We start from the raw sequence: 25894 nt of genomic DNA, 5'->3' as shown, positions 1-25894 counted from the left end.
GAAAGTAAAAATGGTGGTTGTTTAGTAAAGTTTTAACGAATTGGTATAGATCGTTAATTTTCTAAAACTTTTTTTCGGAATTAAAGACGAATTTGCGTTTTTCGCTCCATATCCCGGCTAAGGAGAACAAAATAGTGATTAGAATCATGACTAGGAGACTGGTTCCCCAAGAGTGAGTGACCGATTGAAGCGAACCCGTTAAAACCGGTCCAACGGCAGCGATCAAGTATCCCAAAGATTGTGCCATTCCGGAAAGACTGCTTGTTTCTTGAGATGTCTTGGTTTTGAGTCCAAAGAGTGTCATCAAGAGGGAGAAGGTTGCGGAAGTCGCGAGACCTAAAATGATATTTAAGACCACAAAGTAGGTTACCGAATGAATCGGGAGCATGAGTCCCAAAAGACCGATAATGGTGGCGGCACCGGCCCCAAAGACGATCGGCTTGCGGTTGGTCATCTTTTCGGCGAGAACGGGGATTACAAACGATGGGGGAATTGAAGCCAGTTGGAATAAACCGGCTAAGAGGCTGGCGGTATTGGCCGAAATACCGGCATTGATTGCAATCGTGGGGAGCCACGCAATCAGTGTGTAGAACACAAATGAGGATAGTCCGAAGTAGAGTAGCAGTAACCAAGCGGTTTTATTGGTCCAAGGATTGGGAGCCGTCCCCTGTTCGGTTGGGGTTTCCCGTTTGTTAAAGCGAATATTGGGCAGCCAGAGAACTAATGTGATCAGTGCCAGTAACGTTAGAATGATGACGACAAACTGCCAGTTAATCGCCTGAGCGAGGGGGGAACTGATCCCGGCGCCGATGGAACTAAAAGTGGCCATTGAAAGAATGTACAAGCTGGTCATGGTTCCAATTTTAGTGGGGAGATTATCTGTAATCAGTGCGGGCAGCAAGACGTTGATGAAGGTCAGCGCCACACCGACAAGTAAGGTCCCGATAAATAAGCTCGAAATATTGAAAATCCGAAGATATGATCCGGCTGTCAGGAGGATCATGGTGAGGGCAATCGTGACTTCATTGCCCAGTTTGGCACTGATTTTTGGAACAAAGGGTGAAATGAGCCCAAAACAGATTAGGGGGAGCGTCGTTAAAATTCCTAAACTAGTTGATTTAACCCCAATCCCGTCAGCGATACTATTCAGCATCGATGGAATTGAAGTAATGGGGGTTCTCATACAAGCGCCCAGAAGAAAAATACCTAAAATTAAAAATGTGCTATGCTTGCGATTTTTCAAACAAACACTTCCTTTCTTGACTGTTAGATGACGAAAAATAGATGGTTAAGAATAATTGATTTAATCATTGTTAAAACGTTTTACCTGATCGACGAATGGAATTAAATATTTCCAATTCGTATTATAACAAAAATAATTTAATCTTGGGAAGCAGGTTTAAACATTTGAGTGGCCGAGACAGCGTTTTGCCAGCCGCGATACAGACGATGGCGTTTGGATTCAGCCATTGCCGGTTTAAATAGTTTTCCATCGTCAAGGACATCCCGTAATTCATCCGTATTATGCCAGTAGTCAACCGCGAGCCCCGCTAAGAAAGCAGCCCCCAACGCGGTGGTTTCTTCTTCGGCTGCGCGATCGACTTCGGTATTTAAAATATCGGCCTGAAATTGCATAAGATAGGTGTTTCGTGAGGCCCCACCATCGGCTTTTAAGGTCGGGATGGAGAGCCCGGTATCAGTTTTCATGGTCTCAATAACATCCTTAGTCTGGTACGCGATGGACTGTAAGGTGGCCTTGATGAAGTCGTTACGGTTAGTTCCCCGTGTGAGCCCGAAGACCGAACCTCGGGCTTCGGGGTCCCAGTAGGGCGCGCCAAGTCCAGAAAACGCAGGCACCACATATACCTCGTCTTCGTTAGTTGAAGCTAAGGCGGCCTCTCGCGATTCAAAGGCGTTGTTAATCATGCCCAAATTATCTTGGAGCCAATCAACGGCCTGCCCAGCCACGAAGATACTTCCTTCGAGAGCGTAGGTGACTTTGCCATTAATACTGTAAGCAATCGTCGTGATGAGGTTATTTTGGGATAGTTGCGGCTGATCACCGGTGTTCATCACAATAAAGGAACCAGGGCCGTAGGTGTTTTTAACGGTTCCCTTTTCAAAGCCGGCCTGGCCGAACAAGGCGGCCTGTTGGTCACCGGCAATTCCCGCAATCGGCACCTCAGCACCGTAAAATTGAAATGTCTTCGTTGTCGCATAAATTTCGGAACTGGAACGGACCTCGGGGAGCATTGCGGCAGGAATGTTAAGGAGGTTTAAAAGTTCTGAATCCCATTGTAACGTGTGAATATTGAACAGCATTGTCCGGCTTGCATTCGAGTAGTCAGTAACGTGAACTGCACCTTCCGATAGCTTCCAAGCAATCCATGAGTCGATGGTCCCGAAGAGCAGGTCACCGGCTTCGGCCCGTTCTTGGGCCCCGGCAACGTGATCGAGAATCCAGCGGATTTTGGTGGCTGAGAAATAGGGATTAACGTTTAATCCAGTTTTGTCACGGAATTGCTCGTTATGACCACTGGCGATCAATTGGCGGGCGATTTTGGCGGATTGCTGAGACTGCCAACCAATCGCATGATAGATGGGTTCGCCGGTTTGACGGTCCCAAACAACGGTGGTTTCACGTTGATTAGTAATGCCGATTGCCGCAATGTTTTGCGGCTGAATGCTAGTATTGATAAGAATTGTCGCGATGACTTGTTGTACCGCGTTCCAAATTTCGTTTGCGTCGTGTTCCATCCACCCTGACTGTGGTGAAAAACTTCGCAGTGGCCGCTCAATTTCAGCGACCTTGAAGCCGGTCTGGTTAAATAACATTGCCCGGGTAGTCAAAGTGCCTTGGTCAATGGCGAGAATATACTTACTTGGTGATTTTAATGCCATGAATTGCTCCTCCAAAACATAACTAGTAAGCCTATTTTAACAGTAATTGATGGCGTTTTCAAAAGATGTGGTCCTTAATTTGCTAAAACTAGTTTGACGCATCCACGAAATACAAATATAATTAATACGTTAGTGTATCGGAGGAATGAATGGATGACAGCAAAATTGTATCCGTATATCACGTTTACAAACGCGAAAGAGGCGTTAGCGTACTATCAAGAAATTTTTGGTGCAACCGATGTTTTTCGGGAGCCAGTATCAGAAGACCAGGCCGAGTATTACGGACTGCTCGATACTAATTTGACTGACACCACGTTTCATGGCGGATTCAGTGTTGCTGGAACACAGGTGTTGTGCTCGGATGCGTTTATGGCCGATCCCCAGCCATCATCAATTATTTCGATCCTGTTGGATTTTGATGAGGATGATGCTGACGATGTACGTACAGCCCAGGACTTGTTCAAGAAAGTGACCGACTCAGAAACGGTTCGGGTGACCCTGCCATATAGTACCCAAACCTTTGGCGGTAAAATGGCGCAGTTTGTTGATCGTTACGGAATTACGTGGATTATCCGGGTCGACGAACGGGAATCGTAGCGTTATTAAGGAGTTTTATGAAACCAGCAACAGAAGTGAAAATGAAGTGGGTTGTCCTCGCGAGTTTTTTTAACAACGCGGGGGCAGCTTTTTTATGGCCGTTAACTACGGTCTACATGCATAACTACTTACACCAATCCTTAGCCACGGCGGGACTGGTCTTGTTCATCATGTCATGTGCGATGATCGCGGGAAACTATCTCGGCGGGATTTTATTTGATCATTGGCACCCCTATAAAACCGCCATTGCGTCGGTCAGCATTGCGACGCTTGCCGTGATAACCCTTATTTTTTGGCATAGCTGGCCGGTATTTGCCGTTTTATTGGTCATTGTCGGTTTTGGGGATGGTGCGAATATTACGGTGGTTAACGCCTACGCTGCTTCGATCAAGGGACAAAGTGCGCGCTACGTATTTAATATTTTATACATGGCGTTGAACGTCGGCGTCGTTGTGGGCACCTTACTAGTTGGCTTTTTACTCGATCTAGGGGTAACAGTCGTTTTCGCGGTAACCAGCGTGTGTTACATGGCCTTCCTTGTGTTAACCGTGCTGACGTTTAACGTGACGGTTAAACGTACAGAGGTCGAAAAAGTGACCGCCACGGTCGCCAGTAAGGCCCACCATGAAAAGTTGGTGTGGTTAATTTGTCTCGTGACCGCCACGGCGTACCTCAGCTATGTCTTATGGGAAAGCGTCATGGCGGTCCATCTCACCAACATGCATATTCCGTTTTATGCGTACAGCTTGCTATGGACGATGAACGGGATTCTGATCATTGTTGGTCAGCCGTTTGTCAATAAGCTGGCGCCCTACGTGAAACTGCGCCGGCAAATTGAAATTGGCATGTTGATCTTTGCCACCTCTTTTTTCCTATTGATCTTTGCCAAAACGTTTTCGTTTTTTATCGTGGACTTCTTGATTTTGACCGTTGGTGAGATGCTGGGATTACCAGCAATGCCGGCGTTAATTGATGAAATCACGGACCCCAGTCAAACAGGAAAGTATCAGGGCATGGTGAACATGTCAATGTCGATTGGACGGGCCATTGGGCCGCTTTATGGGGGCCTGATTATTGATCATGCGAACTACTCGATCCTATTTTTGTCGGTGACGGTAATGATGGTGGTTAGTCTGATCGCGATGAGTGCTCGGGCACGGATTGAAAACCAATAGATTAAGCAACGGCGCGGCCAATTTGGGCTGCGCTTTTTTAGATACCTTTATTGTGCGTGGTTGCTTTCGCTAATCAAAGATCATATGATTGGAGACAAACGAAGGTAATGAGGCGAGGAGAATGAGTATGTTAAAAATGGGATTTCGATGGTTCGGCGCCCAAGATGATCCGATTACACTTTCTCAAATTCGGCAGATTCCAGGGACGACTCAGGTAGTAGGGGCCCTATATGATGTCCCGGTGGGAGAAGTGTGGCCGCTGGAGAAGATTCAGGCGCTAAAAAAACAGGTAACCGACGCTAATCTGAGCCTGGAAGTGATCGAGAGCGTTAATATTCATGATGATATTAAGATTGGCAAGCCGAGTCGGGATCGCTATATTGAAAATTATCAACAAACGATTCGGAACTTAGCCAAGTGTGGCATCAAAGTCATTTGTTATAATTTTATGCCGATTTTTGACTGGATTCGCACGGATCTTGCCTATCCACTCCCAGATGGGTCAACGGTCATGAGGTTTGAGCATCAGCAAGTGGAAAAGTCGCCGGAAGAAATGATTGCGACGGTGCAAAATAATGCCAATGGATTTGAATTACCCGGGTGGGAACCGGAACGGTTGGCGCGGGTACAGCGATTGTTTACGGATTATCGAGATGTGGATGCGGCCAAGTTACGGGCAAACTTAAAGTACTTTTTGGATGCGATTATTCCAGTTTGTGAGGAATGTGATGTGAAAATGGCCATGCATCCGGACGATCCACCAATGTCTTTGTTTGGATTGCCACGAATTTATAAGAATCGGGATGACATGCAACAAATTTTAGCAATGCATGACAGTCCATATAACGGATTGACGATTTGTACGGGGAGCCTCGGTGAAAATCCTGCGAATGACTTACCCACCATTATTCGAGAATTTGTTTCCCGGGACCGAGTGCCATTCATGCATGTTCGTAACATTAAGTTTATGAATGAGCAGGGAGACTTTCACGAGTCGGCCCATCTGTCGCGTGAGGGATCACTGGATATGGTTGCGATTATGCAGGCGTTGCATGAAAAACATTTTGACGGGTACATTCGGCCAGATCACGGTCGCAATATTTGGGGTGAAACTGGGCGTCCCGGGTATGGACTGTATGATCGGGCACTGGGAATTGCCTATCTGAATGGCATTTGGGAAACCCTTGATCATGAAAAGTAAAAAAGTGGTATGACAATTTCTGTCATACCACTTTTGTTACTTTCCTGGAGCGATATCGTCTGTATTGTAAGGCGAAGGGTTTAATGCGAATTGGTCATCGGCAGGGATGGCGGATTCGTTGATCGGTTGATCTGATTTATGGAGGGTCACGGTACCCCATGCGGGCACCGTCACGCGTTGCCATCGAGCGCCATCACCGTTTATTGTCACGGCGGCTTGAATAGGGGTGCCAGTTGGATTGTACAAATGAGCGGCGATAGCGCCATCGGAAGCGAGGAAGGCGACGGAGCCAAGACCGCCGGTGAAGCCATCGGGGGTGTAGTTCGAAGAGTGAATGAGCTGCGAGCCGACGGCCACGTCTTGGCCGAAGTTACGTAGCATAAAGTATTCGAGGCTTCGCTGGACTTTTCCCGTCGTATGGTCAATGGTGACCACACCACGGCGACCGGTAGAATCTGCCGCGTTGGGGAGTCCCCGTTCGTCTAGCGCAAGGTTCCAGAGGGTCACCATATTCAGCCCATTGCGAACGAGCCAGTTACCGATGATGCCGAACATGATATGAGCGGCATTTTCGGGTGTTTCTTCCATCATGCAGCGGCGTTCCGTCATGATTAATGACCAGTTGGGAAAGGCCCGGTTGGCGTGATAGAGGTTTTCGTAGGGCCCAGAGTACGTATGCACAGCGAGCCCATCAAAGGCCATGGCCTGTTCGAAGGGAACGTCGTCGGTGATCGGTTTATCGAGGGCGTGGAAGCTATCGTCTAATAAGTACATTTTAGTATCTGGGAAGCTCTGATTCAATGCTGGTCGGAGATAGTGGTAGCCAAAATCGGCTAGTTCGGACACTGTCCAGATCATGGCCGGCCAGTGAGCGGCGTTTGAAGGTTCATTTTGAATCGTAACCCCGTAGATTGGGATGCCCAACTTTTGGTAGGCCTCGATGTAGCGCACGAAGTAGCGGGCGTAGATGGCTTCGAACCGGTTTTCATCGGTGTAACCATTTCCTGTAAACTCGCCAAAGCGAAGGCGACCACCAAATGTCAGATGGCCGGTGTTCTTCATCCAAGCCGGTGCTGACCATGGGGAAGCAATGATTTTAACCGCCGGATTAATCCTTAGAATTTCTTGAAGGACGGGAACAATGTGTTTGAGATCCTTGGTGGCATCAGGTGCACCGGGCGTTCCTTCACCAATCGAAAAGTGTTCTAATTTATTGTCGTGTTCACCATAGGGGACATCATCGTAGGTGTAGTAGTCCTGACTTTGAAAATCACAGGATCCTAACGGCACCCGGATACTTGAAAAACCACCTTGAGATGGATCAAACAGTTCCGTGAGCAGTGCATGACGTTGCGCGGCACTCTGATTTTCCCACAGGAGTTTTGCGGCGGAGTCGGTAATCGCAGCACCGGCGCCAAGCCAATCCTGTTGTTTAACCGTCGGATCGATGATGATTTTTGTGGCCTCACCCGGATCGTCGACGACCGCTGGAATTGTGAGCGGTGTGCGGCGTTGCGTGAGATCCCCAGAAGTGACGGTCCAAAATTCGTGTTGATAAGTCTTAAACAAATGAGTCAGCCCCTTTTTTGATTCTGGATTTCATCAAGGTAATGAGTAATGATCGTTACACAAGGTGATATACCAGTTAATTCATGAATCCGCTTTCAATATAGCATAAAAATCGAATTCGTCAAATAGTGTGCGATCGTTGGACAGTTATAAGCAAAAGTAAATTGGTAAGTAACCCGCATTTTGCCGACGTAATTAAGTTAGTTGTTAATTTAAACTAATTCTATTTAATAAGATCATAAAAATAGTCGTTAAACGTATCTACAAAAATACGGTTAACGACTATTTTTAGATTAATATCCCTTAGTTAGATCAACTTGGTTTGTTTTAAAGGTCCCATCGGTTAAGTACTGCTTCAAGTTAGGTAAAAACAGTGCTGCTTGGGCTTTCTTGAAGTGGGTAATGACGCCGGTATTGTGGGGCGTAATGAGCGTATTTGGTAAGTGCCAAAAAGGACTGTCGGCAGGCAAGGGTTCGGTTTCAAAGACGTCCAATGCTGCGTGTTGAATGAGACCACTGTTAATCCCATCAATGACGCTGGTGGAATCTACAACTGGTCCGCGACCGACATTGACAAATAAGAAGAGGTGCGCAAATTGGTCGAATAACTCATGATTGAAAAAGTGATGGGTGGTGTCAGTCAGCGGCATCACGTTTACGACGACATCGGCTTGCCAGACGCGACTATCCAAGCTTTGAATGCTAATGGTATCGTCAAAGTATTCAGCAGGATGGCCGGTTGTGTTGACCCCAATCGTGTAACCCCCAAAGGACTTTAGTAACCGTGCGATTTGTTGGCCAATGTGACCGGTCCCAAAAATGACGTATTTAAAGTCATCAATCACGTGGGGTGTTTGATCATCGTGATGAGCCCAATGCTGTTTTTGTTGGTTGTGGCTTGCAATGTCCAATCTACGGACAAAATAGAGGATTGAAGCGAGAACGGACTGACTAATTGCTTGGGCATGAATACCGGCCGCATTAGTCAGCTTAATCCCCCGTTGTGCAAAGGTGGCCAGGGGGAGTGAGTCAACCCCGGCAGAGATGGCATGAACCCATTCTAACTGGGACTGAGGCGCGGCAAGCAGTTGCTCACCGATGGCGGCCTTCCAGCCATACATGATGTTGATAGCGCTGGGCGCAACTCGGTGGTTGAGGTCATCAAGCTCGACCAGATTAACCCCCGTTGCTGCAAATTGCGCGCGCTGAGCATCCTTAATAGGTGAAACGATAAGTAAATTTTTCGTAGACAATCACATCACATCCTCGATTAAATTGGCTTTATTTTAAATGAAATGACCGAGAAAAGCCACCTAAAGCGCCCAATTTAACGGTTATTTACGCGAGTGAGCAAAAAAGTGTAAAAAAACTTTTTTTCCAAATAGGACATGCTAGAAACCGCTTGCAGCAACGCTTGAGCCTGTCTCAACAGTTTTTGAACAAAAAATGTTACCGTGTGCATTTTTAGAACGCGTTGACAACGCTTTCAAAACGAATTATTATCCTAGTGTACTGAATATCTGATATACCACTTGACGGGTATTTGAAGTTTGAATTCTAGTGCAAACCAGTAAGACGAGACGGTATGGTTGTTTTTGACAAATGGAGGAGATTCAATGAAATAATCCGATCTGGGGTTCGTTATTTTATGGATTCATAGTTTGTTGCAATTTTTCAGATTATATTTTTATAAATCATAGGAAGTGAAGAATATGGATAAATTACAAAAAACGATAACAGTTAAAGCTGCACCGTTTGGCATTAAAGATAAGATCGGTTACATGTTCGGGGATATTGGGAATAACTTCTCATTTAACGTGGTTAACTCGTTCTTAATGATTTTCTATACGAACGTTCTTGGTTTGACCGGGGCCCAAGTCGGGATCCTGTTCATTATTGCCCGGTTCGTTGATGCGTTCGCTGATATTACTGTTGGTCGTTTAGTTGATAACAGTAAGTTACACAAAATTGGCCGGTTCAAGCCTTGGATGAACCGGATGCGTTACCCACTCTTGATTTCATTGGTTCTGTTATTCGTGCCAATCGTTTCAAGTTGGGCCTTACCATTCCGGTTAGTATGGGTTTTCGCAACCTATCTTGCATGGGGGATTTTCTACTCATCAGTTAACATCCCTTACGGCTCAATGGCCTCAGCTATTAGTTCAGATCCTAACGACAAGACGTCATTATCAACGTTCCGTGCCATGGGTTCTGCTTTAGGGAGTGCGATTACTAGTTACATCATCCCAATGTTCATCTACATCGGCGCTTCACAAAAGATTTCAGGAAGCCGCTTCTTCTGGGTGGTTGTTGCCTGCGCCGTCTTGGGCTGGATTTGCTACCAATTGACCACACACATGACCACAGAACGTGTGCGGACTGAAAAGAGCGAACCTGTTCCTTTGGGTCGCGTGGTTAAAGGCCTGTTCGAAAACCGTGCCCTTTTGATCTTGGTTTTAGTTGATATCGTGATCGTTATTAACCAAAACTTGTCAGGAACATTGATTTCATACTTGTTCAACGATTACTTCATGAACAAGACTGCTATGTCAATCGCCTTGATCTTTAACTTTGCTACCGTTATTTTATTAGCACCATTCAGTAACTTCTTAACTCGTCGTTTTGGTCGTAAGGAAACCTCTATCGTTGCCTTAATCATCGGGGCCTTAATCTACGGAACTTTGATGATTGTGCACACCCATAGTGCTGGTTTCTACCTAGTTATGTTATTCTTTGGTTCACTTGGTGCCGGAATGTTCAACCTGATGGTTTGGGCCTTCATCACCGATGTTATTGATAACCACGAAGTGATCACTGGGGTCCGTGAAGATGGGATCGTTTATGGTGTGAACTCATTCGCTCGTAAGGTTGCCCAAGCAATCGCCGGTGGATTTGGTGGTTTCATGTTAACCTTTATTGGTTACCAATCATCAACTGGTGGTGGTGCCGTTCAAACGACTGCCGTTGTTGACAAGATCTACATGTTAGCTACTGGTGTTCCAACTGTATGTTTGGCTGCCGCTGCCTTGATCTTGCTCTTCTTCTACCCATTGAGCAAAAAGCGTGTGAACGAAAACGCTGCTAAGCTTGAAAAACTGCACAATGCCAATGCTGCTGAAGAAGCTTCAGAAGAAAAATAATAACTAAAAAATGAATGAAAAAACCGATCGGTATTTATTATCTAAGGTTTCTTCACGTCAAAAAGCGTGATTCAACAAATTAGGTAAGGTGCTCGTTTTACTGAAGGTTTTCGGTAAACGGGCACTTCACTTTTACCAGACCACTCACACACAGAAAGTAGGGAAATCCATGAAGTTAAGTACAAAATTGTTAGAGATTGTTGATCATGACGATTTCTTGGAATTAAAAACCAACGGTGCGCAGTTTAGAGTCTATCTGTTGGATGAAAACATCATTAGAATGCGCGGCACGTTTGATGATGAATTTGCCCCAGAAGAGTCTTACGCACTGGCGAAAACGGCTTGGGATGACCAGACTGACGAGTTATTAGGCGATGAAAGAACCCGGGTTCAAGCATTACCAACGCACTTGCAAACCACGGATTTCGGTTACGCGGTTTCGACCGGCAAGTACACGTTGAACATTTACACAGAACCATTCATGTTCGAAATTGTCGATCAAAATGGGAATGTGGTGCATAAAGACTTGGCAAAACGCGCCTTTGCACAAGATGAATTAGGACGTTCCTTCCATTATAGTGCGATGGGTGATCATAATTACTTCTACGGCTTTGGTGAAAAGTCCGGTGAATTAAATAAGTACAAGCGCCGCATGCGGATGCATAATACCGATTCACTCGGTTGGAACGCCGCTAAGTCGGATCCGCTCTACAAAATGATTCCGTTTTATATTGATTTAAATGGTGACAACAATGTTGCTAGTGGCCTATTTTACAATAACTCGTATGATTCCGTCTTTGATATGGATAGCGAGCATAGTAACTATTGGTTGCGCTACAGCTACTTCCAGTGTGACGGTGGCGATTTAGACGTCTTCTTTATCGGTGGTCCCACGATTAAAGATGTTGTGGAACACTACACCGACCTCACTGGTAAGAGTGCAATGACGCCCCTGGCTTCGTTGGGGTACATGGGATCGACGATGTACTATACCGAACTGGACGAACATGCTGACGATGCGATCCTAGATTTCGTGGATACCTGCAAAAAGTATGGCATTCCATGCGATGGCTTCTTCCTTTCCTCTGGTTATACCAGCGGTCAGGACGGCAAGCGTTACGTCTTTAACTGGAATAAGACGCGTTTCCCGGATCCAAAGCAGTTTGTGGCAGAGCTAAAGAAACGTGGTGTCCTACTGTCACCGAACATCAAGCCCGGCCTGTTAACAACTAATCCTCTGACCGATGATTTTGAAGCACACGACGCCTTTGTTAAGACGCCAGATGGTAGTGCCTCACAACTTGATCAGTACTGGGGTGGCCCCGCGCACTTCGTTGACTTTACTAGTGAAGCCGGTCGTCAGGAATGGGCCGATCATATGACGGAATCGTTATTGTCGATTGGAATTACATCATTGTGGAACGATAACAATGAATATGAAATTAACGATAACGAGGCCCAGGTCGACGCCGAAGGACTCAAGAAGAAGATTGGCGCCGTAAAACCAATTATGTCGACCATGATGGCGAAAACGGCCAAGGATGCTTTGCACAACTATGACCCTAATATTCGGCCGTACCTCACTAACCGAGCAGGGTTTGCCGGGATTCAACGATACGCGCAGACCTGGGCTGGAGATAACGGGACGAGTTGGACGAACGTGAAATATAATGTGCCGACGATCCTTGGAATGGGCCTTTCGGGGGTTGCCAACCAAGGATGCGACATCGGTGGATTTGATGGTCCCGCGCCTGAACCAGAACTCTTTGTTCGCTGGGTTCAAAATGGGGTCTTCCAACCGCGGTTCTCGATTCATTCCTCGAATACGGATAACACAGTTACGGAACCATGGATGTATCCTGAATACACAAAATACATTCGTGAAGCGATTAAATTACGGTATACCTTAATTCCATACTTCTACTCACTGTTGTTTGAAGCTTCGACGAAGGGCTCACCGATTATGCGGCCACTCGTTTACGAGTTCCAAGATGATCCCAAGGTTGCGGAAGAAAGTTTTGAGTTCATGCTTGGCCCATCGCTATTGGTAGCCAATGTCTTGGACAAGGGACAGACCGTCAAGGATGTTTACCTGCCAGCTGGTGCATCGTGGTACGAATTAAAGACCTCGAAATACTATGAGGGTGGTCAAACAATTCATATTCCGGTAGACATTTCATCAGTGCCCCTCTTCCTGAGAACGGGGAGCATTGTCCCACGGAGTCCGGAAGTACAAAACTTGCATAACGATCCAATCGATAAGTTGAACCTATTGATTGAGCCAAGCACGGCAACGAGCTTTACGGTCTACGAAGATGATGGTCGGACGAATGATTATCAACAAGGCGAATTTTTAACAACCACCTATGCGGTTACGCCCGCTGAAAGTGGGGTCACTATTGATGTGACGAACAAGGGTGATTACAAGACCCAGGTTGAAAAGATGGTCTTATCAGTGATCTGTCCGAAGGTGGCGCCATTTAGCATTGCGATTGATGGACAAGCCGTACCACAGTTCTTGAATTTCGATAAGTTCACCAATGCGGCGGAAGGCTGGTACTTTAACGGCGAAAACCGACAAGTCGAAATCCGATACGCCAACAAGAAAGTGGCCCAGTACCAAGTTCAAATTAGCTTTAGTGTCAAGGACCTCATTTCAATTTAGGGGTTACATTCAACTAAGATGATTCAAAAATTAAAATTAATTTATGCAAAGGGGAACGATATCAATGAGTTTACTAGATCAAGATTTCTTGTTAACAAATGAAATGGGTAAGAAGCTGTTTCACGACCATGCCGAAAAGATGCCAATCATCGATTATCACTGTCATTTAAATCCAAAGGAAATTTATGAGAACAAAAACTATCCGAACTTAAGCCGGATTTGGATCAACGATGGCACGTTTGGTGACCACTATAAGTGGCGCTTAATGCGGGCCAACGGGGTTGACGAAGAATTCATTACCGGTGACGGCGATGAATATCAAAAATTAGTAGAATGGGCTGGCACCATTGAAAAGGCCATTGGTAACCCACTTTACGAATGGACCCATTTGGAACTCCAACGGTTCTTCGGTATTTCAGAACCATTCACTAAGAAAAACGCCAAGATGGTTTGGGACAAGGCCAACGCCTTACTCGCCACTGACGACTTCAAGCCACGGAACCTCATCAAAAATTCAAACGTGAAGGCTGTCTGCACGACTGACGATCCCGCCTCTGATTTGAAGTATCACGTTTTGTTGAAGAAGGAAGAAGCCGCTAACGGCTTTAAAGTTTTGCCAGCTATGCGGCCAGACAAGGCCTTCAACATTGCTGCTGACACATACGGAGATTACCTGAAGGAATTAGGAGCGGCTGCGGGTGTCGAAATTACTGACTTCCCATCATTGATTGCCGCCTTCGAACAACGCTTCGAATTCTTTAATAGCTTGGGTGGTCGTTTATCAGATCACGGATTAAATACATTCCACTTTGTTAAAGTTTCAGATGCTGAATTAGCAGCAATCTTTGACAAGGGGCGGAACAATGAAGCCTTGGATGCTCATGAAATCGATGCCTACTCGACCGCTCTGATCGAAGCTTTGATGCGGCTAAACCACAAGTTTGACTGGACGATGCAGTTCCACGTCAATGCAGTGCGGAATGCTAACCGGCCAATGTTTAAGAAGCTGGGTGCGGATACTGGTTTCGATTCAATGGGAACGCAACCTGATATTGCCGGCCAACTGGTCGATCTATTGACGGACATGCAAGACGAAGACAATATTCCACGGACGATCTTGTACTCACTTAATCCAAATGACTGGATGCAGCTAGCAACTGGGATGGGCGACTTCTATGCCGGCGGTGTGACCCAGAAGTTGCAACTCGGATGTGCATGGTGGTTTAACGATACCCGTGAAGGAATGCAAGAACAACTACGGGTAATGGCTGAACAAAGCCTATTAGCTAACTTTGTCGGAATGTTAACCGATTCTCGGAGCTTCCTTTCGTATCCACGCCATGAATACTTCCGTCGGGTGCTCTGTGACTACATTGGTGGCCTCGTTGAACGGAGCCAAGTACCAAATGACGAAGACTATCTTGGTCAAATTGTGGAAGACATTTCATACAATAATGCGTACAACTACTTTGGTTTCTTTAAAGAACAATAATTATTAGTAACTGTCCTATCAGCAGTTATGAATCCGGAGAAAAGGGTTGGGAAAAATTCCCAGCCCTTTTCGAGTTAATACCTCGCATCGCATTTCTGATTCGCGTGTAGCTGCGTCAAGGCGACGATTGTGAGGCAGAACTAGGGAAAAGGGGGAAGACAATGCAGATTAACATTCTAACGCACCATCCGTTTGAAGCACTGCATCAAAATGCAACTAAAGTCATTCAGGCCGCGATTGATCGCTGTTTTGCTGCCGGTGGTGGTGAGGTGGTGGTTCCCGGTGCGGGTACCTATATGATTGATGGCATTCAATTAAAAAGCCACGTTACGCTACGGTTGGAAGCGGGGGCCGTTCTCAAAGGGACCGGGGATGAAACGCGCTACATTAAACGCCCGGGGCCTTTCGAGCTTATCAAGAATCAAACACCGATTACCGGATTAATTACGGCGACCGGGGCGACGGATATTGCGATTGTCGGTGCGGGTACAATTGATGGGCATTACGAAGCGTTTATTTACCCACATCAGGGAAACGAACAACATCTGAAGTTTTACCATTATCCGCGGCCCATGACGGTGTATCTGGAAGCCTGTACCCATGTCAAAATAAGTGGTGTCACCATTCAGAATGCACCGTTTTGGACGGTTCATCTGGTGGGCTGTGAGGACACGGAGATTGACGCGATTAAGATTCATAACGAAATGCGGATGCCCAACACCGATGGCATTGATGTGGATCGGAGTAAGCATACTAAGATTCACGATTGTGAGATTGTAACGGGCGACGATGCGATCTGCCCGAAGTGTACGGAAGAAACTGCACAGTATGGGGATTGCACGGACTTAACCGTGACCCGATGCACGCTAATCACCCGTAGTTCCGCCGTTAAGTTTGGGAGTAGTAGCTTTGGTAATTTTGAAAATTGCCAGTTTAGTGATTTAGTCATTCGCGATACGAACCGCGGCATTGCTTTTCAATTACGTGATCCAGGTAGTGCGCGTCATATTTCGTTTCGCAATATTTCAATTAAGACGAAGACGTTTACTAAAGAATGGTGGGGCTCAGGTGAGCCGATCTACGTGACCTTGGCCCCGCGGGATCGAGCAACGGATTTAACCGGTCAGGTAATCGAAGCAATTCAATTTGAAAATGTGACTTGTGAGGCCGGAAATGGCATATTTGTGTATGCCGATGGTGGAACTGTCCGTGATTTGACGTTCAAAAATGTTAAACTAGCATTAACGAGACCATTTAGCACGACCACACAGTTTGATTTACGGCCGAATGAGGTTCCAGAAACCGTGACGGCTGACCATATCGGTCTGAACGTTGATTCAACGAGTCACGTCACCTGTGAGGACGTTACTTTAACCGATTGTGATGGTGCGAAGATCCAATATTAACGAATGGAGGAATGGCAGTTGAAGCAAACAGTATTGTTAGGTGGTTACACACGAAAAGGTGGACAAGGAATTTACAGTGCCCACTTCGATGATGAAACGGGTACTTTGACAACGCCCCAGCCATACTTTACGGCGTTAGGGTCACCAACTTATTTAGCTATCTCGCAGCGTCAAGTGATGTATGCGATTGATGGGGATGGTGATCAAGGTGGGATTGCGGCAATCGATATGAGTGGGGTACACCCCCGATTGATCAATACCGCATTGAAACCCGGCAGTTCGCCAGCCCATGTCAGCTTGGACGAACAACGCCAGCTTGTCTTTGCCAGCAACTATCATGCTGGTCGGTTGAACGTGTACAAGATTGGCGCGGACGGGGCGATTACCGAAACGGACGAGGTTCAACACGATGGTCGCGGTCCACGGCCCGAGCAGGAATCTAGTCATGTGCACTTTGCCAGTTTGACACCGGATAAGCGGTTGGTTGCCATCGACCTTGGCAACGACAGAATTTATACCTACGATGTCACGGATGATGGCAAATTGAATCATGAGCAATGGTTACAATTACCGGCAGGATATGGTCCACGGCATATTCAATTCCATCATCAACGGTCGATTGCCTACGTTTTGGGAGAGCTCTCAAGCCAAATTAGTGTGCTTCGTTACCAAGATGATGGCACGTTCCAACTCTTAAATACCCAGTCTACGATTCCAGCCGACTGGACGGCGCATAATGGTGCGGCTGCCATTCGATTGAGTGCGGATAACCGGTTCTTGTACGTCTCTAACCGGGGCTATAACAGCATTGCTGTGTACGCGGTTAGCGATGATGGTCTGACGCTGACCCTCATTCAACAGATTAGTAGCGAAGGAGATTTTCCCCGCGACTTTAATCTGGATTTGACGGAAAAGTATGTGTTACTGGTGAACCAAAATACAAGTAACGGCACACTTTATCAGCGAAATGCACAAACGGGCATTTTGACGCTGAGTCAAAAAGAGATTGTGACACCCGAAGCGGTCAACGTTAACTTCTTGGCGCAATAACCGTAACGTTAAGCATTAAATAGTAAAAAACTGATTTCAGCTTGAGAGCTAGAAATCAGTTTTTTTATGGCTAAATTATTTTTTGTAACCTTGATTAGGAATGTTGTTCCACCGTTCTGATAGGTAATGAACCACCATTTTAGGTTCGCGTGAACGGGTGAACAACCCCTTCTTGTTTCCTTGCACCCGTTGAATCCCAAATTTAGTTTGGAAATCAGCGAAGTTCCAAACCTGTTCGCCGACGAAGTGGGGGACGCGATCAAAGGCGGTACTGTACTGCTTATAGTAGTCAACCTGGTACTCTTCGGAGAATGGTTCGTTGTAGGGACTGTGTACCCCCGCAATGGTATCCGCCCCGTATTCAGTGTAGATAATGGGCTTGTCGGGATACTTAGCCTGCCACTGTTCGAGTTCGTCTTGGACGGTCTTCGTGACGTCGCTCAAGTCGCCGTTGTTGAGGTACCAGCCATAGTAACGGTTCAACGAAATCACATCTACCAAATCGGTGCACCGGTCGGTTTCAGGAAGTGTCATCATAATGGCAACGTACGTACATGGGCGTTTCTGAGGATCAAGCTGACGAGCTAAGTCGAAGAGGGGCGCAAAATAGTCATGTGCACCGGGAGCATAGTGCGCTGATTCGTTCGAAATGGACCACATTACCACGCACGCGTGATTTTTGTCACGGTCAATCATTTCTTGAATCACCTGACGATGGGCGGCAGTTGTTTTGAGTGTCGACCATGTTTGATCCTTGTTGAGACCGTCCATCTTATTTTCAATGTCGAAATTAAAGTTGAGCATCAGCCCCACTGCTGGGGTTTCATCGATGACGACGATGCCTTCGCGGTCACAAAGACGCATCATTTCGTCGGAGTAGGGATAGTGGGAGGTTCTAAAGGAATTAGCGCCCATGGACTTCATCAACTTAATATCGAGGACGTTGTAGGCTTCGTTAAGCCCCTTCCCATTCACATAGGTATCTTCATGCTTACCAAAGCCCTTGAAGTAAAATGGCGCACCATTAATTTTGAACTGACCATTGGTGACTTCGATTTGACGGACGCCAAAGGGCTCTTCGTAGGTGTCGACGACCTGACCATCTCGCAGTCCCGTAATCTGAGCCGTGTAAAGATAGGCGTTGAGAGGCTGCCAGAGATGAACGTTGTCAATGGTGAGTGAGGCGTCTGTTCCGGTTCCCTGAGCAACGGGGTGGTGTTGCTCGTCTAAGATGGTAACCTGAACCGTATCAAATGTGCCCCCCACTTCGGTTGTGAGGTGAATGGTGGCCTGTTGATGAGCAAGGTCAATGTCGGGAACCACCGTTACGTCTTTGATGTAGTCGTGGGGGGTTGAATATAATTTCACGGGGCGATGAATGCCGGCATAGTTATAAAAATCGAAGTTTTCGTCTACCGAATACTGTGGATTGCCTGCGTCATCGGTAGTTTCAGTGAAGTTACCGACCGGCAGGGTTGTGTAGTCTAATAGGTTGCTGAGTCGTACAGATAACCGGTTGGTTCCGTCAACGAGGGCATCATTGACCTCCGCTTCAAACGGGGTAAACCCACCCTTATGGTGTGCGACTTCGGTACCATTGACGTAAACCCAAGCTTCGTGGGTGACCGAACCAAACCGTAGGACCAACCGTTGTGTTTTAAGCAAGTCGGCGACTTCAAAGTTGGTTTCGTACCAGAAGTAACCATTATGTTCACGTAGTTGGGGATTATCGGTTTGATCATTAAAAGAAGCTGGGACCGCCATGACTTCGGTCGTTTGCAATGGCGTGGCAGCCGTGATGCTACCGACGGGCTCCTCAACCTTAAATTTCCAGACACCGTCAAGATTCAGGACGACCCGACTATGAGTTGTAATTGGATATAGCAAAATAAATTCCTCCATTCAAGTCTTGATGTAAACGCTTACCACTAGTATATTGGAATTATAGTACTTGTATTATTAAAATTTTGACTATATTAGGATAATTTTGACTACTTAGGAGACTACTAATGGATTCGGTACTTGCACACCAACTGACTGAAATAACCAAGATTCCGACCCGCTATGTTCAGCAGCCTGAAACTACGGTGGATCGTCAGGCCGCGCAGTTTTTAACCCAGCATGATCGGCAAACAGCGTACTATTTGAACGAACGGGTGCAAAAATACGTGGTTGTTGGGGACTGGCATGAAGCCCATCTAGTGGGAATTTTGGTGGCGGGACCGTTTTTAGCCAATGATGATCTAGCCCTTTATGATGATCGTGATTGGTCGGATAGCCGCCGGCGTGCGCTGGATGACTTGGCTATTTTAAACGAATCAGAAATTCAGGGATTAGCGGCGGTGATGATGCGCTTGGTGGGCACCACGGCAGAAACTGGCACCTTCGTTCGCGCGACGGTCAGTCCGGCCTATGTTGTGACCGGGCCACGGGAATCGCAAGAAGATGAAGAGGCGGTCGTGAATGAGCGGTACCGGCAGCAACGGGCCCTAGTAGAAGCGATTGAGCATGGGGATCGAAAACAGGCGGATCAATTAACGGATGGACGACCAGAAACTTTTTTTACGCCATTTACGAATCGGGTACCTAATAGTCCGTTGCGTTCGGCTAAAAATATTGGGTTTGCCTACAACACAATGTGTCGTATTGGTGCCGAGCAGGGGGGCCTACGACCGATTTATCTGCATACCGTCTCGGAGAAGTACGCGATTAAAATTGAACGGGCGCGGAGCTTATCCCAGATTTGGCAGTTGATTCGATTGATGGCGCAGGAATATTGTGATCTGGTACAGCGGTATCGGGACCAATCGTACGGTCGGCTGGTTAACGAAGCACTTAATTACGTTCGAATTCGGTCGTCACAAGCATTAACGCTTCCCCAGATTGCACGAGCTCTGCAGACGGAGCCCTCCGTGTTAGCACGAAAAGTAAAACAGGAGACGGGACACACGCTTTTCGAGTACGTGAAGGCCCAACGGATCGCACGAGCTAAACCACTATTGCGACGGGGAACGTTGACGATTGGGGAAATTGCGGTTCGGGTCGGCTTTAATGATCAGGGCTATTTTAGTCGGTGTTTTAAGCAACTCGTTCATATGACGCCCACGGCCTATGCCCAAAATGATCATGATATCACGCAATGAAAAAAGATGGTGACCACCCTTATAAAGGGCGGCACCATCTTTTCACTTGACGGGTATTACTTTTTAAATACGAGCGGCTCGGTGATTAATTTGGGTTTGGAAGGCCGCCAAATATTGCACCGAACACCGTAAAACAACGATATGAAATCGAAATTTTACCGGAGTAACTGAACCGGTTATTGTTATTGTATTGAATCTGATTAGGATGAATTGGTAAAATATTGTTAATATTCGAATTATTTTGTTTAATTAAGGAGAAAAATGATGAAGCAACGGATTGCAACACAGCTCACGGAACTGACTAAGGTGACGACGACCTACTACCAAAGCTTCAGCGAGCCACTGGTCAAAATGATGGTGGCGCGATTACGGCAGCAACCAACTAACGTGGGGTACTACTTCAATGGCAAGATTGATAAGTACTTAGGCGTTGGCGATTGGCAGGCCGATCAGTTGCGCGGTGTGCTGGTGATGGGGCCATTTCTGGCGAATACGGATTGGACGACATTTGATTCGTTGGACTGGGAACAACGCTCACGACAGTTATCACGGCGGGTGCCCATTCTCAGTGAAGCGGAGATTCAAAATGCGGCCGCGATTATGTTGGAGTTGCTTCAGCAAACCACAGATCTGGTCCGGGTCATTACGGAAACTGACGTTCAGCCGTACGTTGTTGAAACCCAGCGGGAACCGACGATGGATGATGAAACGATCGTCAATGCCCGATTTAAAGATCATCACGCGATGATGGCCGCAATTGCGCGTGGGGATGATCAAACCGTGGATGCGTTGATGGATGAGACCCAACCAGCAGCCTTCTTTATGCCGTTTACCGGCCGGGTGCCGAATCGGCCACTGCGAGCCGCAAAAAATATTGGATTCGTGCATAGTACGATGGGACGCATTGGGGCGGAACGGGGCGGTGTCCGACCGATTTATTTGCACCTAGTTTCAGAAAAGTACGCGATCAAAATTGAGCAGGCCCATAGTCTGGGTGAAATTTGGCAGCTGATTAAAACGATGGATCACGAATACTGCCAGCTAGTTCAAGCGTATGGGGATCACAACTACGGTCGCGAAGTAAACGATGCGATTAATTATGTGCGGCTGCGGTTTGCACAACCGTTGACACTGGCGACCGTGGCCGCGGCCATTAATGTCGATCCCTATCGACTATCACGCCAGTTTAAACGTGAAACCGGCCAGTCATTATTTGCGTTTATTAAGGAACAGCGGATCAACTATGCGCAGGATTTACTGCGCCGTGGTCACTTAACTGTGAGCGAAGTGGCCATCGAGGTCGGGTTTAATGATCAGGGGTACTTTGGAAAGTGCTTCAAGGCGGTCACGGGTAAGACGCCCACGGCCTATAGTCAGGGAGTCGGAAATAAGCCGGTTGGAGACTGAGCAGTGTTAACCTCGAATTTAGTGGGTTAAAATGTGCAGTGGTGGGTATTAAAGAAGAAGCTAGACAAGATTAATGGCTTGTCTAGCTTCTTTTCTAATATACACGTTTATTTATTAACTTTTAATTGTTCATCGCGTTTAAATAGCCGCCACATGATCAAGACACAGTATAGGAGTGATAAGCCCCACGCGATTTGATTGGAGTAGCAGATGGCGATATAGCCCATGGATGTGATTGAGAGCACACCCCCGAAAGATCGTCCGATGAGTTCGCCAAAGCCAGAGAAGATGGCGTAAATGCTGTGTCCAAGGCCTTGAAGCGTGTTTCTGAAAATCATCAAAAGCCCGTGAATGATGAAGAAAAAGCTGATGATCGTTAGGTATTGATCGGCTCGATCGTAGACGGTTCCCGTTGTCGTCCCCAGCACGGCCGCAATCAGGGTTTTCTTGAAGACCATGACTACGATGAAGGCAAGAAAGGAGTAGGTTAATTGGATTAAGGAGCCTTGAATAATGCCCTTCTTGATTCGATCAATTTTCCGGGCGCCGTAGTTTTGGGCCATGTAGGTGGCGATCGCCATACCGACGCTTTCCATTGGTAGTGTAAAGAGTTGTCGGATCTTTTCACCCGCGGACTGCCCCGCCACGGCGGCGGTCCCTAACAGATTAATGGCGTCTTGCATGATGACCGCCCCAATTGCAGAAATGGAGTATTCGAAGCCCATTGGGAAACCGATAATGCACATCCGGTTGAAATGGTGCAAACTGAACTTGGTATCGGCCAGTGAGATTCGGATAAAGCGGCCACTGTAGACCATCCACCAGATATTCAAAAGGCCACTCACAAATTCGCTAATCACGGTCGCAAAGGCCACCCCAGCAATGCCCGTGTGGAATTCTTCGATGAAGACCAGAGCGAGGATGATATTTAAGACCAATGATCCAATCAAAAAATAGAAGGGACGGGTGGAATCCCCGAAGGCCCGCAGCGCATTTGCCGAGTAGTTGTATAAAATGTTGGCGGGGATGCCAGCAAACGAGACAACGGTGAAAATGGTTGCGAGCTTCATGATCTCGTGGGGAGTGTTGAGGACGGCCAGAATGTTACCGGCGAAGATCATCATTACCGGTGTTAAAATGGCCGCGATGATGATACACAGCCAGATGGCGTTCCCCAGATACTGGCGACTATTACGGTCCTCATTGGCACCGACGCTTTGGGCCAGCGGAATGCTGAAGCCAACGCAGCTGCCTTGAATAAATCCCAGAACAAGAAAGCTCAACGGGTAATAGGCCCCCACGGCTGCCAGGGCGTCGATTCCCAATAAACGGCCAACGATCATGGTATCGATAAAGTTGTAGAGCTGTTGAAAAATTGATCCGCCAACGAGTGGCAACGAAAAGCGGATAATTTTTGCCAGCGGTGATCCAGTGGTCAAATCCAAATTATTCTCGTTCATGATGTTAACTCCCAAGTCTTTGATTAACGTACAGACGAATAGAAGTTCTAAACGAAAATCATTTAGAACTTCTACTGTAACGCTATTTATTTGTCATCTGTTGGATGGGGATGTTTCCGTTGGTAATCGGCAATGATGTCGTATTCTCCCTCAAGTTTACGACCAACACGGAGGTAAACAGGAAGTAAGTCACGATAATTTTCGAAGTTTGATGGGTCTGGTTGGTAAGTGTTTTGCTTACCAATAAATTGTTTAACAATTGACAGATCATCAGCTTCACCGATACTAATTAATCCAACGACCATGGCACCGAGACAGCCACTTTCGAAGGCTTCGGGGATGGTAACGGGATGTTCGAAGACGTCAGCAAGCATTTGACGCCAGAGTGCTGAACGTGCAAAGCCACCAGTTGCAGTAATGACGGTTGGTTCCCCAACGGCTTCTTGCAAGGCTAACAACACGGTGTACAGGTTATAAACCACACCTTCCAGTGCGGCCCGGACCATGTGTGCCCGGGTGTGTGAACGTGTTAGGCCAAAGAAGGAAGCCCGCGCATTACCGTTCCAGATTGGAGCTCGTTCGCCACCAAGGAATGGGTGGAAGAGGAGACCATCTGAACCAGCAGGAATTGTCTTTGCAATTTCAGTTAAGAAGTCGTAAGGATCCATGCCTAACATTTTGGCAGTTTCTTTTTCAGGGGCGAAGAGGTTGTCTCGAACCCACCGGAAGACGATCCCACCGTTGTTCACGGGACCACCCACGATCCATTTGCCGTTCATTACTGGGTAGCAATATGTCCGACCTTTAGGATCAAGTTGTGGTTTGTCGATGAAGGTCCGCACGGCACCAGAAGTTCCGATGGTAACGGCCACTTCACCTTTATCAATTGCTCCCAAACCGATTTCAGCTAGGGCACCATCAGTGGCCCCCATTACAAATGGTGTGTTTGGTGAAATACCAATCTTGTTGGCAATGTCTTTGTCCATCCCCGTGAGTTGATGGGTAGGTTCAACAAGTTCTGGGAGTTGTTTGCGTGTCACGCCAACCCATGACAAGATGTCGTCGTCCCAATCCATGTTGAAGATGTTCATCAAACCAGTGGCGGAAGCCATTGAAGTTTCTTCCTTTAATTCGTGGAAGAAACGCCACATGATATATTCCTTTAAACCAACCCAGTAAGCGGCCTTCTCGAAAATTTCGGGATGGTCTTTTTTGAGCCACATAATTTTGTATACGGGACCCATTGGGTGAATTGGTAGACCAGTCTTGTTGTAGATCTTCATTCCGAGACCGTTGTTAGACGCCTCAGTTGCTTGTTTTTCTGATCGGTTATCAGCCCATGTGATAACTTTCGTTAATGGCTTATGATTTTCATCTAAGGCGATCAAACTGTGTTGTTGTGTTGAGAATGAAACGGCACGAACGGGGCCGTTTACTTTTTTGACAACATCACTTAATGCAGTGACCGTGGCGTTGAAGATTTCATCTGGATCTTCTTCAGCGGTGTCAGGTGTGTCTTGGTAAAGGGGATAAAGTTGATTTGAGTATCCTTTAATATCACCGTGTAAGGTATAAATAACTGCCTTAGTACTTGTTGTACCAACGTCAATTCCGATAATGTAGTCCATTGAAAATTCCCTCCTAATTTGGATGCTTGGTTGTATTCGAGGCTTAAAGATGGAGGCTGATTCATCTGTTAACGCTTACATAATACAAAATACACACGTAAAAGTCAATAACAGATATATCAGTTTTGAAAATAAAATTTTTTTATCGGCAACTGGCACTGATTTTGTGGTATCGTTTTCTTAAATCGAAACGAGTATAATGGTCTGAAAAACAAAATTCATAAATTAAGAAGTGAGCAAACAATGGAAGAGTTATCAACGAATATGCGCATGGATGCGTACAACCAATTAAAATATCAAATCTTGCACGGCGTATACTATCCGGGACAAAAGATTTCTGAAAAGATCGTTTCTCAGGACTTAGGAATCGGACGGACTCCGGTACGGGAAGCCATTATCAGATTGGAACGGTATTCATTAGTAGAAGTCGTTCCGCAAAGTGGGACGTATGTGACCAAAATTGATCTGAAATCGGCAGAGACGGCGCAATTTTTGCGGCGTAAGATTGATCCAGATGTGTTACTCCAATTTTCGATTAACGCCAGTGATGACATGTTTAAAAAAGTAGAAAAGAACTTGGCTCGGCAAAAGCAGGCCGCCAAGGAAGGCAACAATAACTTATTCTTTGACTTAGATGAAGAGTTTCATAAATTATTTTACATTGGTGCCGGTCGTGAGATGATTTGGGACTGGTTACAGATGATTAATATGCACCTGAACCGGTACCGTTGGTTACGGTTGGAAGTGGCTAAGTTGAACTGGGACACGCTGCTTGACCAACACAATGGGATTTATCAGGCTGTGAAAGAACGCAATGTCGAAGGGGTACGCTTTACCGCCGAGTCTCACTTACGGTTGATGTTAACGGAATTACCAAGTCTTTTGGAAAAATTTCCAGATTATTTTGACCAAAATACGGAATTAGACGATCAAAAATAGGTCGTGAAGAGCCGCTAAACGTTGTTAAATCGGGATTCTTAAAATAATCATTGACAGTTTTGAAATGTGCGTTATAATGAAAGCGTATTCAGGCATACTAGTATATCAGTTGATTTTATGT

General features: G+C 46.5%; 18 protein-coding genes. 11 read left to right on the top strand and 7 right to left on the bottom strand.

Features of this window, described 5'->3' with window-relative positions; genetic code table 11:
• Positions 1–61: 61 nt before the first annotated feature.
• Positions 62–1243, bottom strand: a complete 1182-nt coding sequence (locus FC26_RS03825) for a CynX/NimT family MFS transporter (protein WP_057777959.1) — start codon at positions 1241–1243, stop codon at positions 62–64.
• Between the two features lie 137 nt (positions 1244–1380).
• On the bottom strand, positions 1381–2901 hold the full coding sequence (gene glpK, locus FC26_RS03820; RefSeq protein ID WP_057777957.1) for a glycerol kinase GlpK: 1521 nt from the start codon (positions 2899–2901) through the stop codon (positions 1381–1383).
• Between the two features lie 153 nt (positions 2902–3054).
• Here glpK and FC26_RS03815 point away from each other — a divergent pair, with 153 nt between their 5' ends.
• The 3 genes from FC26_RS03815 to uxuA all read left to right on the top strand — a co-directional run bounded on the left by FC26_RS03815 (position 3055) and on the right by uxuA (position 5874).
• Positions 3055–3498 carry a VOC family protein gene (locus FC26_RS03815; RefSeq protein ID WP_057777955.1) on the top strand — a complete coding sequence of 148 codons (444 nt, stop codon included), beginning with the start codon at positions 3055–3057 and terminating at the stop codon, positions 3496–3498.
• Between the two features lie 17 nt (positions 3499–3515).
• Positions 3516–4673, top strand: a complete 1158-nt coding sequence (locus FC26_RS03810) for an MDR family MFS transporter (RefSeq protein ID WP_057777953.1) — start codon at positions 3516–3518, stop codon at positions 4671–4673.
• A 121-nt stretch (positions 4674–4794) separates the two neighbouring features.
• Positions 4795–5874 (top strand): mannonate dehydratase, encoded by a 1080-nt coding sequence (gene uxuA / locus FC26_RS03805; protein ID WP_057777951.1) that lies wholly within the window; start codon positions 4795–4797, stop codon positions 5872–5874.
• Between the two features lie 36 nt (positions 5875–5910).
• Here uxuA and FC26_RS03800 read toward each other — a convergent pair whose 3' ends face one another.
• Positions 5911–7443, bottom strand: coding sequence for a glycoside hydrolase family 30 protein (locus FC26_RS03800; protein WP_083483741.1), 1533 nt, complete (start codon positions 7441–7443; stop codon positions 5911–5913).
• 293 nt (positions 7444–7736) lie between these two features.
• On the bottom strand, positions 7737–8696 hold the full coding sequence (locus FC26_RS03795; protein WP_057777948.1) for an NAD(P)-dependent oxidoreductase: 960 nt from the start codon (positions 8694–8696) through the stop codon (positions 7737–7739).
• Positions 8697–9155: 459 nt separating this feature from the next.
• On the opposite strand from FC26_RS03795, the gene FC26_RS03790 reads away from it, so the two are divergent.
• The 5 genes from FC26_RS03790 (at position 9156) to FC26_RS03770 (ending at position 17196) form a co-directional block, all read left to right on the top strand.
• Positions 9156–10583, top strand: a complete 1428-nt coding sequence (locus tag FC26_RS03790) for an MFS transporter (RefSeq protein WP_057777947.1) — start codon at positions 9156–9158, stop codon at positions 10581–10583.
• Positions 10584–10752: 169 nt separating this feature from the next.
• Complete coding sequence (locus FC26_RS03785) at positions 10753–13248, top strand: glycoside hydrolase family 31 protein (protein WP_057777945.1); 2496 nt, start codon at positions 10753–10755, stop codon at positions 13246–13248.
• A 64-nt stretch (positions 13249–13312) separates the two neighbouring features.
• Entirely contained in the window at positions 13313–14740 is a 1428-nt protein-coding gene (gene uxaC, locus FC26_RS03780; RefSeq protein ID WP_057777944.1) for a glucuronate isomerase, read from the top strand.
• A 161-nt stretch (positions 14741–14901) separates the two neighbouring features.
• Positions 14902–16146: a glycoside hydrolase family 28 protein gene (locus FC26_RS03775; protein ID WP_057777942.1), complete on the top strand. Its 1245-nt coding sequence runs from the start codon at positions 14902–14904 to the stop codon at positions 16144–16146.
• Positions 16147–16164: 18 nt separating this feature from the next.
• Positions 16165–17196 carry a lactonase family protein gene (locus FC26_RS03770; protein ID WP_057777940.1) on the top strand — a complete coding sequence of 344 codons (1032 nt, stop codon included), beginning with the start codon at positions 16165–16167 and terminating at the stop codon, positions 17194–17196.
• A gap of 75 nt (positions 17197–17271) precedes the next feature.
• Here FC26_RS03770 and uidA read toward each other — a convergent pair whose 3' ends face one another.
• Positions 17272–19083: a beta-glucuronidase gene (gene uidA / locus FC26_RS03765; RefSeq protein WP_057777938.1), complete on the bottom strand. Its 1812-nt coding sequence runs from the start codon at positions 19081–19083 to the stop codon at positions 17272–17274.
• 122 nt (positions 19084–19205) lie between these two features.
• Between uidA and FC26_RS03760 the strand changes: the two genes are divergently transcribed.
• Positions 19206–20339 carry a helix-turn-helix transcriptional regulator gene (locus FC26_RS03760; RefSeq protein ID WP_057777936.1) on the top strand — a complete coding sequence of 378 codons (1134 nt, stop codon included), beginning with the start codon at positions 19206–19208 and terminating at the stop codon, positions 20337–20339.
• 261 nt (positions 20340–20600) lie between these two features.
• Positions 20601–21746, top strand: coding sequence for a helix-turn-helix domain-containing protein (locus FC26_RS03755; protein ID WP_083483740.1), 1146 nt, complete (start codon positions 20601–20603; stop codon positions 21744–21746).
• Between the two features lie 107 nt (positions 21747–21853).
• Here FC26_RS03755 and FC26_RS03750 read toward each other — a convergent pair whose 3' ends face one another.
• Both FC26_RS03750 and gntK read right to left on the bottom strand, forming a co-directional pair.
• On the bottom strand, positions 21854–23206 hold the full coding sequence (locus FC26_RS03750) for an MATE family efflux transporter (RefSeq protein WP_057777932.1): 1353 nt from the start codon (positions 23204–23206) through the stop codon (positions 21854–21856).
• Between the two features lie 86 nt (positions 23207–23292).
• Positions 23293–24834 carry a gluconokinase gene (gene gntK / locus FC26_RS03745; RefSeq protein ID WP_057777930.1) on the bottom strand — a complete coding sequence of 514 codons (1542 nt, stop codon included), beginning with the start codon at positions 24832–24834 and terminating at the stop codon, positions 23293–23295.
• Positions 24835–25077: 243 nt separating this feature from the next.
• On the opposite strand from gntK, the gene FC26_RS03740 reads away from it, so the two are divergent.
• Complete coding sequence (locus tag FC26_RS03740) at positions 25078–25773, top strand: GntR family transcriptional regulator (protein ID WP_057777928.1); 696 nt, start codon at positions 25078–25080, stop codon at positions 25771–25773.
• Positions 25774–25894: the final 121 nt, after the last annotated feature.

The sequence above is a fragment of the Paucilactobacillus vaccinostercus DSM 20634 genome (genome assembly GCF_001436295.1).
In the GTDB taxonomy this organism is placed as follows: domain Bacteria; phylum Bacillota; class Bacilli; order Lactobacillales; family Lactobacillaceae; genus Paucilactobacillus; species Paucilactobacillus vaccinostercus.
Note: the sequence above shows the minus strand (reverse complement) of the source record. Positions and strands in the feature narration are given on the sequence as shown.